This is a genomic window from Inquilinus sp. CAU 1745, from assembly GCF_039839375.1.
In the GTDB taxonomy this organism is placed as follows: domain Bacteria; phylum Pseudomonadota; class Alphaproteobacteria; order DSM-16000; family Inquilinaceae; genus JBDOQU01.
This window is the reverse complement of the sequence record NZ_JBDOQU010000003.1, coordinates 98,116-111,168: the sequence shown is the minus strand read 5'-3', so window position 1 is coordinate 111,168 and position 13,053 is coordinate 98,116. Positions and strand designations below refer to the sequence as shown.

At 64.3% G+C, this 13,053-nt stretch carries 13 protein-coding genes; 6 read left to right on the top strand and 7 right to left on the bottom strand.

Annotation, left to right across the window (positions count from 1 at the left end):
* Positions 1-11 precede the first annotated feature (11 nt).
* A complete protein-coding gene (locus AAFN89_RS05085) occupies positions 12-980 on the bottom strand; it encodes a fatty acid desaturase (protein ID WP_347536562.1) in 969 nt (322 codons plus the stop codon).
* A 127-nt stretch (positions 981-1,107) separates the two neighbouring features.
* Here AAFN89_RS05085 and AAFN89_RS05080 point away from each other — a divergent pair, with 127 nt between their 5' ends.
* Positions 1,108-1,956 carry a helix-turn-helix transcriptional regulator gene (locus tag AAFN89_RS05080; protein WP_347536560.1) on the top strand — a complete coding sequence of 283 codons (849 nt, stop codon included), beginning with the start codon at positions 1,108-1,110 and terminating at the stop codon, positions 1,954-1,956.
* 70 nt (positions 1,957-2,026) lie between these two features.
* Here the strand turns inward: AAFN89_RS05080 and AAFN89_RS05075 are convergent, their stop codons facing one another.
* The 3 genes from AAFN89_RS05075 to AAFN89_RS05065 form a co-directional block, all read right to left on the bottom strand.
* Positions 2,027-2,776, bottom strand: coding sequence for a Bax inhibitor-1/YccA family protein (locus tag AAFN89_RS05075; RefSeq protein WP_347536558.1), 750 nt, complete (start codon positions 2,774-2,776; stop codon positions 2,027-2,029).
* 148 nt (positions 2,777-2,924) lie between these two features.
* Positions 2,925-5,693: an aconitate hydratase AcnA gene (gene acnA, locus AAFN89_RS05070; RefSeq protein WP_347536556.1), complete on the bottom strand. Its 2,769-nt coding sequence runs from the start codon at positions 5,691-5,693 to the stop codon at positions 2,925-2,927.
* 143 nt (positions 5,694-5,836) lie between these two features.
* Complete coding sequence (locus tag AAFN89_RS05065; RefSeq protein WP_347536554.1) at positions 5,837-6,742, bottom strand: DMT family transporter; 906 nt, start codon at positions 6,740-6,742, stop codon at positions 5,837-5,839.
* 116 nt (positions 6,743-6,858) lie between these two features.
* Between AAFN89_RS05065 and AAFN89_RS05060 the strand changes: the two genes are divergently transcribed.
* Both AAFN89_RS05060 and AAFN89_RS05055 read left to right on the top strand, forming a co-directional pair.
* The gene (locus AAFN89_RS05060; protein WP_347536552.1) at positions 6,859-7,107 is read left to right on the top strand and encodes a ribbon-helix-helix protein, CopG family; all 249 of its coding nucleotides are present in this window, start codon (positions 6,859-6,861) and stop codon (positions 7,105-7,107) included.
* Positions 7,104-7,418 (top strand): type II toxin-antitoxin system RelE/ParE family toxin, encoded by a 315-nt coding sequence (locus AAFN89_RS05055; RefSeq protein ID WP_347536550.1) that lies wholly within the window; start codon positions 7,104-7,106, stop codon positions 7,416-7,418. Before AAFN89_RS05060 ends, AAFN89_RS05055 begins: the two co-directional genes overlap by 4 nt.
* A gap of 49 nt (positions 7,419-7,467) precedes the next feature.
* Here the strand turns inward: AAFN89_RS05055 and AAFN89_RS05050 are convergent, their stop codons facing one another.
* The 3 genes from AAFN89_RS05050 to AAFN89_RS05040 all read right to left on the bottom strand — a co-directional run bounded on the left by AAFN89_RS05050 (position 7,468) and on the right by AAFN89_RS05040 (position 9,267).
* Positions 7,468-7,737: a hypothetical protein gene (locus tag AAFN89_RS05050; protein WP_347536548.1), complete on the bottom strand. Its 270-nt coding sequence runs from the start codon at positions 7,735-7,737 to the stop codon at positions 7,468-7,470.
* 161 nt (positions 7,738-7,898) lie between these two features.
* Entirely contained in the window at positions 7,899-8,342 is a 444-nt protein-coding gene (locus AAFN89_RS05045; protein WP_347536547.1) for a hypothetical protein, read from the bottom strand.
* A 67-nt stretch (positions 8,343-8,409) separates the two neighbouring features.
* Complete coding sequence (locus AAFN89_RS05040; protein ID WP_347536546.1) at positions 8,410-9,267, bottom strand: alpha/beta hydrolase; 858 nt, start codon at positions 9,265-9,267, stop codon at positions 8,410-8,412.
* 75 nt (positions 9,268-9,342) lie between these two features.
* Here AAFN89_RS05040 and AAFN89_RS05035 point away from each other — a divergent pair, with 75 nt between their 5' ends.
* Genes AAFN89_RS05035 through AAFN89_RS05025 form a run of 3 tightly spaced genes read left to right on the top strand, consistent with a single transcriptional unit; the run spans position 9,343 to position 13,023 of the window.
* A complete protein-coding gene (locus AAFN89_RS05035; RefSeq protein ID WP_347536544.1) occupies positions 9,343-10,167 on the top strand; it encodes an ABC transporter ATP-binding protein in 825 nt (274 codons plus the stop codon).
* Positions 10,164-12,119, top strand: coding sequence for a long-chain fatty acid--CoA ligase (locus AAFN89_RS05030; protein ID WP_347536543.1), 1,956 nt, complete (start codon positions 10,164-10,166; stop codon positions 12,117-12,119). The genes AAFN89_RS05035 and AAFN89_RS05030 overlap by 4 nt, the downstream gene beginning before the upstream one ends.
* Before the next feature lie 4 nt (positions 12,120-12,123).
* Positions 12,124-13,023, top strand: a complete 900-nt coding sequence (locus AAFN89_RS05025) for a branched-chain amino acid ABC transporter permease (RefSeq protein WP_347536542.1) — start codon at positions 12,124-12,126, stop codon at positions 13,021-13,023.
* The last annotated feature ends 30 nt before the right edge of the window (positions 13,024-13,053 follow it).

Below are 13,053 nucleotides of genomic sequence, written 5' to 3'. Positions count from 1 at the left end.
CACTGCCGCCATCAGGCGGCCGCGCGCGGCTGCGGAATGATTTCGCCGTGCCCGGCCTTCCGGCGCGGATGGGGATGCACGGGGTGCGCCACGGGGTGGAGGAGATAGCGTGCGATCACGTCGCGATATCCTTTGTAGAGGCCGGCGCCGTCCATTGCCTGGGCGTGGGCGTCCAGGCTTCGGGCTAGGGAGGGCAGACGATACCAGGGCGCGCCCGGCTTTGCATGGTGTGCGACGTGGAGATTGTTGTTGAGGAACAGCAGGCCGAACAGCGGTCCCGACTCCACCACCGCCGTCCGATGCCTGGGATCGGCGGCCGCGCGATGTTCCGCGAAGGAGCGGAGCAGCGTCAGCGACAGGCCGCCATAGCTGAACGCCGCCAGATAGAGCCATACCGGAAAGCCGCAGATGGCGGTCAGCCACAGCAGGATCGCCGCCACCCCGGCGACATGCCGGGTCCAGACGACCCAATGCCGGACATTGCCGCGCAGCAGCGTCGCCGCCTCGGCCTTCCAGAAGCCGGCGATGGCGATGGCTGGGCCCAGCGTCATCCGGCCCAGAAGGGTCTGATTGGCCAGCAGCAGCCCGCGCCGCGCCTTGCCCATCGCCGCCCATTCCTCCGGCAGCACGTAGAAGCTCTCCGGATCCTCGATCGGGCAGGTGATGCGCTCGTCCCGATGGTGGGCCAGATGGCTGGCGCGGTAGAGTTCGTAGGGCATCCACAGGGAAAGCGGCGGCCATCCGACTAGCGCGTTGATCCTGCGGTTGCGGGTCGGGTGGCCGTGGATCGTCTCATGCTGAAGGGAGCTGTGCCACGCCACCAGCAGCGCGCCCAGCGGCGCCAGCAGCCAGACCGGCAGGCTGCCATGCAGGAAGGTTAGAGCCGTCCAGCCGCCATAAACGCCAAGGACGACGCCCCATGTCGGCCATTCCGGCCGGCGGACCCGTCGATTTGTCTCAGAATTGTTTCCGTTTCTCATTCCGGTAACGTGACGTCCCGCTGCTGTTGCCGCAATGCGGGAAAACGCACAATCCGTTGCTTCTGCGCACAATAAGCTGCATATGTTTATAATACGCACATCAGCGGCAGGCATACGGAGGACAGATATGGATCGCCGCGATTTTCTGGAGCAGTTCCGGGAGAGGCTGAACCACGTCATCTCCGACAGCGGCATGACGCGCAATGCCTTCGCCCGGTCGGTCCAGATGGACCGCTCCACGCTCTCCCAGCTTCTGTCGCCGTCGAACGACCGGCTGCCCAGGGTGGAGACGCTGGCCGCCATCGCGGCCCAGCGGCATGTCAGCATCGACTGGCTGCTGGGGTTGAGCCAGAAGGGCCAGATCAGCGCCGATATCGTGCGGGAGCAGGTGTCGATCGAACGGGATGCCGTGACATCGGCAGACGCCCGGCTGATCGCCTGGCACGCGGAGGCCGTGGGCTACAAGATCCGCTACGTCCCCTCGACCTTCCCCGACCTTTTGAAAGCGCCGGAGGTCATCCAGTACGAGCTGGAGCATTTCGCGGCGTCGCGGCCGGAGCAGGCGATCGAACTGGCGGCCGCACGGCTGGAGTATCAGCGCCGGCCGGAAACGGACATGGAGGCCTGCAACGCCTTTCAGACGCTGGAGAGCTTCGCCAGGGGGGAAGGCATCTGGCGGCGGCTGGACAAGCCGATCCGCGCCCGGCAGCTCGATCTGATGATCGAACTGGTGGAGGAGCTTTACCCGACCTTCCGCTGGTTCCTGTTCGACGGGCTGGAGCGGTATTGCGTGCCGGTCACCATCTTCGGCCCGCTGCGCGCGGCCATCTATATCGGCCAGATGTATCTGGTCTTCCGCTCGACGGAGCACATCCGGGCGCTAACGCAGAATTTCGACGGGCTGATAAGGGGCGCGGTCATCCAGCCGACCGACGTGCCGGACCACCTCCGCCGCCTTCGCCGCGACTTGCGGTAAGGCCGCTCAAAGCAGAACGCCCGGCGAGAGATCGCCGGGCGTTGCCGTTTCCGATTTGCCGCGGAACCGCCTATTCGCGGTTGCCGAGGAACATCATCAGGAACTGGAAGAGATTGATGAAGGAGAGATAGAGCATCCAGGCCCCCATCACGGCCGTCTTGGTGCCCGTCTCGCTGTCCATGCCCTCATAGTACTGCTCCTTGATCGCCTGCGTGTCGTAAGCGACCAGGCCGGCGAAGATCAGCACGCCGGCCGCCGCGATCACGAACTGCAGCATGGAGGAGCCAAGGAAGATGTTCACCACCGAGGCGATCAGCAGCCCGATCAGGCCCATCACCAGGAAGCTGCCGAAGGCCGACAGGTTGCGCTTGGTGGTGTAGCCGTAGAGGCTGAGGCCCGCGAAGGCGGCGGCGGTGATGAAGAACACCCGGACGACGCTTTCGCCCGTGTAGGTCATCAGGATGATCGACAGGCCGATGCCCTGTAAGGCGACGTAGCCCCAATAGAGCGCCTGGACCGTCGACGCCTTGGCCGAGCGGAGGGTGAACATCCCGATCAGCAACAGGCCCAGCGGGGCGAAGATGCCGATCATGCCCAGCGCCGTCGGCGCGATGCCGCCATTCGGCGCCGGCGCGAAGAAGACCCCGCCGACCGAAGTATGGGCGATCATCCAGGCGACCAGGCCGCTGATCGCCAGACCCGTCGCCATGTAGTTGTAGACGCGCAGCATATGCTGCCGAAGACCGACATCGATCTCCGCGCGATCGATCGTCTGTCCGCGATTGACCGTCGCGTAGCGGTTCTGTTGACCAAGAGCCATCGTGCATCCCTCACCGGTGGCAGAAACAAACTCGCCAGACATATTGGAGAATGGCGGGGGCGATTCAATCAAAATCGCGAAGGGGAACCAGTCGGATAGCCTCCGCCGACGACACGGCCGGCGGAGGCTTCAGTTCAGCGAGCCACCGTCAGGCGGCGTCCTTCATCATGCTGCGCAGCACATAGTGCAGAATGCCGCCGTTCCGGAAATATTCCAGCTCGTCCAGCGTGTCGATCCGGCAGAGCAGCGGTACGTCCTCCTTCGACCCGTCGGGACGGTTGACGGTCAGCGTCATTTCCGCGCGAGGCTTCAGGTTTTCCGCGATGCCGAGGATGTCGAACGTCTCCCCGCCTTCCAGCTTCAGGTCGAACCGGGTCCGGCCGTCCTTGAACTGGAGCGGCAGGACGCCCATCCCGACCAGGTTGGAACGATGAATGCGCTCGAAGCTCTCCGCCACCACCGCCTTGATGCCCAGAAGCAGGGTGCCCTTGGCCGCCCAGTCGCGGGAGGAGCCGGTGCCGTACTCCTTGCCGGCCAGCACGATCAGCGGCACGCCTTCGGCCTGATAGCGCATGGCGGCGTCGTAGATCGGCATCACCTCGCCCGACGGCAGGTGACGCGTCACGCCGCCCTCGGTGCCGGGGGCCAGCTCGTTCCGGATGCGGATGTTGGCGAAGGTGCCGCGCATCATGATCTCATGATTGCCGCGCCGCGCGCCGTAGGAGTTGAACTCCCGCGGCGGGACCTGCCGTTCGGTGAGGTAGGACCCGGCCGGGCTGTCCTTCTTGATCGAGCCGGCGGGCGAGATGTGGTCGGTGGTGACCGAATCCGCCAGCAGGGCCAGGGTCCGTGCGCCTTCGATGTCGGTGACGGGAGCGGGCTCCCGGTCCATCTTCTCGAAGAAGGGCGGCGACTTCACGTAGGTGGAGCCGATGTCCCACTTGTAGGTCAAGCCGGCCGCCGTCTCGATGCCCCGCCATTCGGCCGGCCCCTCGAAGACGTTGGAATAGCGCTTGCGGAACATCTCCGGCGTCAGCGCCTTGGCGATCGTGTCCGCGATCTCCTTGTTGGAGGGCCAGATGTCCTTCAGCAGGACCGGCTTCCCGTCGGAGTCCGCGCCCAGCGGCTCCCGCGTCAGGTCGACCTTCATCGACCCGGCGATCGCGTAGGCGACGACCAGCGGCGGCGAGGCCAGGTAGTTCGACTGGACGTCGGGGTTGATCCGGCCCTCGAAGTTCCGGTTGCCCGACAGCACCGAGGCGGCGTTGAGATCGCCCTTCTGGACGGCGGCGGAGATCGCCTCGGGCAGCGGCCCGGAATTGCCGATGCAGGTGGTGCAGCCATAGCCGACCAGGTTGAAGCCCATCGCGTCCAGATCGTCGTCCAGACCGGCGGCGGCGAGATAGTCGCTGACCACCTGCGATCCGGGGGCGAGCGAGGTCTTGACCCACGGCTTGACCGTCAGCCCCTTCTCCCGCGCGTTGCGGGCGACCAGACCGGCGGCGACCATCACGCTGGGGTTGGAGGTGTTGGTGCAGCTGGTGATCGCGGCGATGACGACATGGCCGTGATCGACCTCGAAATTCTCGCCCTCAACCGGCGTCGGATTGGAGAGGGGATCGGTGTCCTCGTGGCTTGCCTCGGCGATCTCGCCGCCTTCGGACATCAGCCGGCCTTCGTCACCGGTGGGATCGACGCCCAGCTCCTTCGCCAGATGGCGGCCAAATTCGGCCTTGGCCTCGCTCAGCAGCACCCGGTCCTGCGGCCGCTTCGGGCCGGCCAGCGAGGGCTCGACGTCGGCGAGCTCGAGTTCCAGCGTATCGGTGAAGACCGGGTCGGGCGAGGAAGCGTCGCGCCACATGCCCTGCGCCCTGGCGTAGGCCTCCACCAGCGCGACCGTCTTCGGCTCGCGGCCAGAGAATTCCAGGTAGCGCAGCGTCTCCTGGTCGATCGGGAACAGACCGCAGGTCGCGCCGTATTCCGGGGCCATGTTGCCGATGGTCGCCCGGTCGGCGATCGTCATATGGTCCAGCCCGTCGCCGTAGAACTCCACGAACTTGCCGACCACGCCCTTCTTGCGGAGCATCTGGGTGACGGTCAGCACGAGGTCGGTGGCCGTCGCGCCTTCCTTCAGCCGGCCCTTCAGCTTGAAGCCGATGACCTCCGGGATCAGCATGGAGATCGGCTGGCCCAGCATCGCGGCCTCCGCCTCGATGCCGCCGACGCCCCAGCCCAGCACGGCGAGGCCGTTGACCATGGTGGTGTGGCTGTCGGTGCCGACCAGCGTGTCGGGATAGGCGACCGTGCGGCCGCTGTCGCGGTCCTTCTCCGACCAGACGGTCTTGGAGAGATATTCCAGGTTCACCTGATGGCAGATGCCGGTGCCGGGCGGCACGACGCGGAAATTGTCGAACGCCTTCTGGCCCCAGCGCAGGAAGGCGTAGCGCTCACGGTTGCGCTCGAACTCCCGCTCCACATTCGCCTGGAAGGCGCGGGGCGTGCCGAACTCGTCCACCATCACGGAATGGTCGATCACCAGATCGACTGCCGACAGCGGGTTGATCCGCTTCGGATCGCCGCCCAGACCGACCATCGCCTCGCGCATCGCGGCCAGATCAACCACCGCCGGGACGCCGGTGAAATCCTGCATCAGCACGCGGGCCGGCCGATAGGCGATCTCACGGTCCGACCTCTTATCCTTCAGCCAGGCCGCGACCGCCTTCACGTCGTCCACGGAGACCGAGCGGTCATCCTCGAACCGCAACAGGTTCTCCAGCAGCACCTTCAAGGAGAAGGGCAGCCTTGAGACGTCGCCCAGCGTCTTCTGGGCCTCGATCAGGCTGAAATAATCATATTCCTCGCCCTCGACTTCGAGGGTGCGGCGTGTCTTCAACGTATCGTGTCCGGTAAACGTCACGGCGAACTTCCTCCAGGCATGGCGCCCACTCCCTCTCCCAAAGGGTGGGATCCACGCGGTCGACACTTTCGATCGGGGAGACCTAATGGCCTTGATGTAATGGTTTTTCCCCGCACTATCAAATGCCGCCGCGCCCGCGAGGGTTATTTCCGGGCGCGGTTGACGATCAGGATTCCCGCGGCGACCAGCGCCACGCCGATCGCGTCGCCCCAGCCCAGCGGTTCCGCCAGCACGATCCAGGCGATGACGACCCCGAAGACGGGGTTGAGGAAATGGTAGGAGGCCGCGTCCGTCGCCGATCCGCGCTCCAGCAGGGTGAACCAGAGGAAGGTGGCGACGATGCCGGGCAGCAGCACGATATAGGCGAACGCCACCAGGAAGCCTGGGTTGAGCGTCACTTCGGAAACGTTTTCCAGCGCCAGCGCGAAGGGCAGCAGGGCGAAGCTGCCGACAAACATCTGGAGGCCGACGACCATCAGCAGGCCTGTCCCGAAATCGCCCTTCTTCACCAGGGCAGTGCCGACGGCGAGCCCGACCACCCCGGTGAAGGAAAGCAGGATGCCGAACGGGTCCTCGCCGCCGCCGCTCATCCGGCTGCCCATGATGTAGACGACGCCGGCGAAGCCCAGCACGAGGCCCGCGATCTTGAGCGGCCCGACCCGTTCCCGCAGGACGAGCGGGGCCATCAGCGCCATGACCAGCGGCAGGGCCGACCCGATGATCGCCGCTAGGCCAGCGGAAATCGTGGTCATGGCGGTGAACATGAGGCCGAGATAGAGCGCGTTCTGGCAGATGCCGAGGATGGCGATGCGCGCCCACTGGTCGCCCCGCCGGGGCAGCCGCTGCCCCATCGCATACGCCAGCGCCACCGCAATCACGCCGGATGTGAGGAATCGGGCGGTCAGCAGAATCATCGGCGGCGCGGAGCCGAGCGCGAACTTCGCCGCCGTGAAGGCGGAACTCCAGATGAAGGCGAAGCTGACGCCGATGAGGATGGTCACCAGCGCATATTGCCGACTTCGCGCTGTTTCCATGATGTTCGCCGCCATCGGCTTCTCCTGATTCCGCATCGCACCATAGGCCGTGGGCGCGATGGCGCAAAACGCGGAGTCATTCCCCTGCTTCTGATGCTATATGATTACATATGGTTACAGGAGATCCCCGCATGACCTCGCAACCTTCCGAACCCATCACCGTCCGCACGGCCAAGGTAGCCGAAATCGATGCACTGGCCGCCGCGATGGACCGGTCCCGCAACTACGTCGTCAACCAAGCGATAGAGCAGTACCTGGCGGCTAACGGCTGGCAGATCGAGCGCATCAGGGAAGGTCTCGCCGACTCCCGTGAAGGCCGCACCGTGCCCGCTGACGACGTCCTCGCCGACATTGCTGCGAAACATGGCTGGTCGCGTTGAAGCGGCTTTCCTTCGCGAGGGCTGCCGCTCGAGATCTTAAGGGCATCATCGATTATATCGCGCACGATGACCCGACAGCGGCGGAGAATGTCTATCGCAGAATCGTCGAAGCCACGGACCGGCTGCGCCAGTTTCCAGAGCTGGGCCGCCCCGGTCGGCTGCCGGAGACACGCGAACTGAGCATTCCCACCCTGCCCTATCTCATCGTCTATGAAGCCGATGCCGAGACGGTAACTATAATCGCGATCTTCCATATGTCGCGCGATCTGGCGAGCGCGCTGGCCGAACGACGGCTCCCAGATGACGCCTAGTTTGCATGATCACGACTTTGAACGACGCCTGTTGGAACTATCCGAAACGTCAGTCCCTTTCGGGGCTCTTCAGCTCTGGCTTATCAGAACCGTATCCGATCTTTGTTCTTAATGGATAAGTTACTTCTTTGATGATCTCGCCGCTCTTGGTCATAATCTTCTCGACGTATCGCCCGTTAATACGGTCGATGATTCTCAGTTTCTGCACGAAATCACCAACGCTCTTCCGGAGTTCCCATCCCTGAATGGTTTCCACTGTGAAATCTTTCCGGATCGAGCGGTCAAATTGGCGATGTCGGATGCGAGCATAGTCGGTCAAGGACAAGGAGTCGGAGACCATTACATTGAATTGTCTGTTGGTCGAACCACAACCGGGGCAACAGATGCGGTCCAGGACCGGAACGCTGGCGTTGTCGACGATCGATGCACCACATTCGCCATTGGACAGATTGAGAAACTTTGGTCATGTACCTCCTCGGTTTATCGCTGGGCCACACTCTCACGCCCGGTATAGAGGCCCAGTGCAATACCTAGAAGTTGCGCGATCAACGCAATAAAGGTGAGATCAAAGGCGGCTCCTAAAGCAAAACCCATGCCGGATATGGCGAGCATGGTTGCGATCCATGCGGCTGCACTCGCATAAGCAACGATCTCTAGATTGCTTTGCTTAAAAAGTTTTGCCGTTATGGCAATAGCAATCCAGCCGCCGACCGCACCGTGAAGGAGGTTCGGAAACCATTGCATGGCAACCTCTTCAAGATGCGGTATCCAACTCGCAGAAACGTATCCGTACAGAAGAAAGCGGTAGACCGCTACAAACAAGCTACCGATAGCGAGCCCAGGCAACACCAGAATGATGCATATGATGGTTGCAAGCCAGGTAAGCTTGTGCTCGGTCGATCCAGCGTTAATTGATTGTGTCATTATTGCCCCCAGCCTCTCGCCTCCAAGCATTTGGGGCCATTTTGCTCCGACTGTCTATGTCCTGTGTCTAAATCCTGACGGAACGCGAACCGTTCAGAAAATCCACGATCCGGGGCAGGACGCGGTCGGGGGCCTGGAAATGGGGGATGTGCCGGCAATCCTCGACCAGCCATGTCTCCACGGGGCCGGCGACGGCTTCCGCGATGGCGTCGAGCTGGCGGGGGGTTCCGTACTCGTCTCCCTCTCCCTGGATCGCCAGCACCGGGCAGACGACCCGCTTGAGGTCGTCGCGCATGTCGAAGGCGGCGAAATCCGGCTTCAGCCAGACATCGGCCCAGCCGGAGAAGGTGGCGTCGATCTTGTCGCCGTGGAAGCGCGCGAGCGCCCTTCGCAGCCTGCCGTCCGGCGCGTGGAAGGCGGCCCGCGCCTCCACGATGCCGGAGAGCGTCACATCCTCAATGAAGCTGTGGGCGGCTTCGCTGACCAGGGCCGTCACGCGGTCGGGAAATCCGGCCGCGAACAGCAGGGCGATCGAAGCGCCGTCGCTGTGGCCGACCAGCGCCGCCTTTTCAATCCCGGCGGCGTCCAGCACGCGCGGCAGCACCTCCCACGCCTCCTCATACAGGTAGCGCGGCGTCCGCTGGCGCGGCAACGGGTCCGACCGGCCGAAGCCAAGACGATCGTAGAGGAAGATCGGCCGGCCCGTGGAAGCGGCCAGCCGGGCCGGCACGTCGATGTCGCGCCGGACCCATTGAGCGATGCTGCCCAGCCCTTCATGGAGCATCACGATTGGCTCTTCGTCCGAGGCGTCCGGCGGCTCCACCCATTCGGCGGCGAGGCTGTAGCCATCGACGGAGAGAGTCAGGCTTCGGCGCGGAGTTGAGGAAATAAGCTGTTCAAAAACCAAATCGAATCGACCTATCATGAGGGTCCGGTCCGGCGGGCCGGCATATACTAAGGAACCCGAAGAGGGTCAGATTAACAGGGCAGGGAGGCGCCCATGTCCAGCGCGGAAGAGCGCGAGGACGACGTGCTGTTGAAGGCCGAGCGGATCAGCCTCCGTTTCGGCGGCGTCACGGCGCTGACCGATGTCAGCTTCCATGTGAAGAAGGGCGAGCTTTTCTCGATCATCGGGCCCAACGGCGCCGGCAAGACCTCCATGGTCAACTGCATCTCCGGCCGCTACACGCCGACCGAGGGGCGCATCTTCTACAATGGCCGCGACGTCACCCGGATGAAGCCCAACGCGCGGGCCGATCTGGGGTTGGGCCGAACCTTCCAGAACCTTGCCCTGTTCGGCCATATGAGCGTTCTGGACAACATCATGGTCGGCCGCCACCACCTGCTGAAGAACAACTTCCTGACCGGGTCGCTCTATTGGCTGACCGGCACGCGGAAGGAGGAGCTGGCTCACCGCCGGGAGGTCGAGGAGATCATCGACTTCCTGGAGATCCAACATGTCCGCCGCGCGGTCGCCGGCACCCTGCCCTATGGGCTGCGCAAGCGGGTGGAGCTGGCCCGCGCCATCGCGCTGAAGCCGGACATCCTGTTGCTGGACGAGCCGATGGCCGGCATGAACCTCGAGGAGAAGGAGGACATGGCCCGCTACATCCTCGACCTCAACGAGGAGTGGGGCATGTCGATCATCATGATCGAGCACGATATGGGCGTGGTCATGGATATCTCCCACCGCGTCATGGTGCTGGATTTCGGCCGCAGGATCGCCGAGGGCACGCCGGAATCGGTGATGGAGGACGAGCATGTGAAGCGCGCCTATCTGGGCGAGACCGACGACGACGCCGATCTCGACGGGGCGGCGGCATGACGGCCGGATCGGGCGCGGCCCTTCCCGACACCGGCCTTCCCGACACCGGGCGGTTCGACACGCTGCCGAAGCTGCTGGCGCATAATGCGGAGCGGTGGCCGGACGGGATCGCGCTGCGGGAGAAGGATCTGGGCATATGGCGGTCGATCACCTGGCGCGGCTATCACGAGCGCGCGGGGATCTTCGCCTGTGCCATGGCCGCGCTGGGCATCGGCAAGGGCGACGTGGTCGGGCTGATCGGCGACAACCGGCCGGACTGGGTGACGGGCGAGGTCGCCGCCCACGGCGCCGGCGCCATGTCGCTGGGCATCTATCGCGACGCGCTGGATGACGAGGTCGCCTACCTGATCTCCTATGCCGACGTGGCGATGGTGATGGCCGAGGACGAGGAGCAGATCGACAAACTTCTGGGCCTTGGCGACCGCATTCCGTCGGTCCGGCACATCGTCTATTCCGACCCGCGGGGGATGCGGAAATATGACGATCCGCGCCTGATCGATCTTCGCGACTTCATGAAGCTGGGCGAGGACGCGCTGAAGGCGGAGCCCGGCCGCTACGATTCCATGGTCGCCGCCGGCTCGGGCGGGGAGGTCGCGGTGCTGTGCACCACGTCGGGCACCACCGCCCATCCCAAGCTGGCGATGCTGACCGGGGCGGCGCTGATCAACCATTGCGCCAGCTATCTGGGCGTCGACCCCAAGGGACCGGAGGACGAATACGTCTCCGTCCTGCCGCTGCCCTGGATCATGGAGCAGATCTACGCCATGGGCATGGCGCTCCTGTCCGGCATGAAGGTCAACTTCGTGGAAGAGCCGGAAACCATGATGCACGACCTTCGGGAGGTGGGGCCGACTTTCATCCTGCTGGCCCCGCGCGTCTGGGAGAGCATCGCCGCCGACGTGCGCTCGCGCATGATGGACGCCAGCCCGCTGAAGAACGCGCTGTTCGACGCCGGCATGAAGATGGGCATGAAGGCGCTGGACGGCCGCCGCCGCTCCACCGCCGCGCACGCCCTGCTGTTCCGCGCGCTGCGCGACCGGCTGGGCTTCTCCCGCCTGAAATCCGCGGCGACCGGCGGCGCGGCGCTGGGGCCGGAGACCTTCCGCTTCTTCCTGGCGATGGGCGTGCCGCTGCGCCAGCTCTACGGCCAGACGGAGCTTCTGGGCGCCTACACGATCCATAAGGCGGAGGATGTGGATTTCGATTCCGTCGGCGTCGGCTTCGACAAGGGGGTCGAGATCCGGATCGACGGGGCGGACGCCAACGGCGTGGGCGAGATCGTGACCCGCCACCCGAACATGTTCGCCGGCTATTACCGGAATCCCGAGGAGTCGGTCGCCGACATCGAGGATGGCTGGATGCATACCGGCGACGCCGGCTATTTCAACAAGGCCGGTCATCTGGTGGTGATCGACCGGATCAAGGATCTGGCGATCACCGCGACCGGCAACCGGTTCAGCCCGCAATTCATCGAGAACAAGCTGAAATTCTCGCCCTTCGTGGCCGAGGCTGTGATCCTGGGCCATGAGCGGCCCTATCTGGCGGCGATGATCTGCATCCGCTTCCCGATCGTGTCGAAATGGGCGGAGAAGAACCGCATCGCCTTCACCACCTATACCGATTTGTCGAGCCGGGAGGAGGTCTATGCGATGCTCCGGCGGGAGGTGGAGCAGGTGAACGCCTCCCTGCCCGAAGCCCAGCGCATCCGGAAGTTCCTGCTGCTCTACAAGGAGCTGGACGCCGACGATGGTGAACTGACGCGGACCCGGAAGGTCCGGCGCGGCGTGATCGGGGAGAAGTACGGCGACATCATCGACGCGATCTATGGCGGCGCGGGCGCGATCCCGGTCGACACCACCATCACCTTCCAGGACGGCACGACCCAGCGCATCCGCACCTCGCTGAAGGTGGTCGATCTGCAGAGCGATACGGTCAGGGAGGCGGCGGAGTAGCGGGATGGACCTGAACCTGGATTTCCTGGGCGCGCTGATGGTCAACGGCGTCATCATCGGGACGCTCTACGGCGTCGTGGCGATGTCGTTCGTGCTGATCTACAAGGCGAGCCAGGTGGTGAACTTCGCGCAAGGCGAGTTCCTGCTGATCGGCGCCTGGGTCTGCTGGTGGATCCTGACGGACCTGCAACTGCCCTTCGTCGTCAGCTTCCTGCTGACGCTCGCCTTCATGGTGGCCTTCGGCATCCTGCTCCAGGTCGTGGTGCTGCGCCCGATGATCGGGGAGCCGACGATCGCCGTCATCATGGTGACGATCGGCCTGTCGCTGACCTTCCAGGCGCTGATGAAGTGGATCTTCGGCGTCTCGGCCCAGCCCTTCCCCCGCATCTTCGAGACGGAGGTGGTGACGGTTCTGGGGCTGCGCGTGCAGACGGTCTACATCGTCTCCATGGTCGTGAGCGTCGCGATCATGATCGGCTTCGGCCTGTTCTTCAAATATTCCCGGATGGGGCTGGCGATGCGCGCCACGGCCTTCGACCAGCAGGCGGCGCAGTCCATGGGCGTGTCCGTCAAACAGGTCTTCGCCATGGCCTGGGCGATCTCCGCGCTCGTCTCCGCCGTCGCGGGGGTTGTGGTCGGCGTGGTCAACGGCGTCTCCTCCGCCCTGTCGCTGTTCGGCATCAAGGTCTTCCCGGCGGTCATACTGGGCGGGCTGGACAGCGTGATCGGCGCGGTGATCGGCGGGCTGATCGTCGGCCTTCTGGAGAATTTCGCCCACTATCTGGACGTCGAGTTCCTGGGCTGGGGCAACATGATCTCCGTCGCGCCCTTCTACGCCCTCATCATCATCCTGATGATCAAGCCCTACGGGCTGTTCGGCACCAAGGATATCGAGCGGATATGACGAAGCCCCGCCCCGCCCTTCCCTTTTCCG

Bases quoted from the DNA above. Each gene is read 5' to 3' on its own strand.
- AAFN89_RS05085 (WP_347536562.1), bottom strand. From the start codon at position 980: ATGAGAAACGGAAACAATTCTGAGACAAATCGACGGGTCCGCCGGCCG.
- AAFN89_RS05080 (WP_347536560.1), top strand. From the start codon at position 1,108: ATGGATCGCCGCGATTTTCTGGAGCAGTTCCGGGAGAGGCTGAACCAC.
- AAFN89_RS05075 (WP_347536558.1), bottom strand. From the start codon at position 2,776: ATGGCTCTTGGTCAACAGAACCGCTACGCGACGGTCAATCGCGGACAG.
- AAFN89_RS05065 (WP_347536554.1), bottom strand. From the start codon at position 6,742: ATGGCGGCGAACATCATGGAAACAGCGCGAAGTCGGCAATATGCGCTG.
- AAFN89_RS05060 (WP_347536552.1), top strand. From the start codon at position 6,859: ATGACCTCGCAACCTTCCGAACCCATCACCGTCCGCACGGCCAAGGTA.
- AAFN89_RS05045 (WP_347536547.1), bottom strand. From the start codon at position 8,342: ATGACACAATCAATTAACGCTGGATCGACCGAGCACAAGCTTACCTGG.
- AAFN89_RS05040 (WP_347536546.1), bottom strand. From the start codon at position 9,267: ATGATAGGTCGATTCGATTTGGTTTTTGAACAGCTTATTTCCTCAACT.
- AAFN89_RS05035 (WP_347536544.1), top strand. From the start codon at position 9,343: ATGTCCAGCGCGGAAGAGCGCGAGGACGACGTGCTGTTGAAGGCCGAG.
- AAFN89_RS05030 (WP_347536543.1), top strand. From the start codon at position 10,164: ATGACGGCCGGATCGGGCGCGGCCCTTCCCGACACCGGCCTTCCCGAC.
- AAFN89_RS05025 (WP_347536542.1), top strand. From the start codon at position 12,124: ATGGACCTGAACCTGGATTTCCTGGGCGCGCTGATGGTCAACGGCGTC.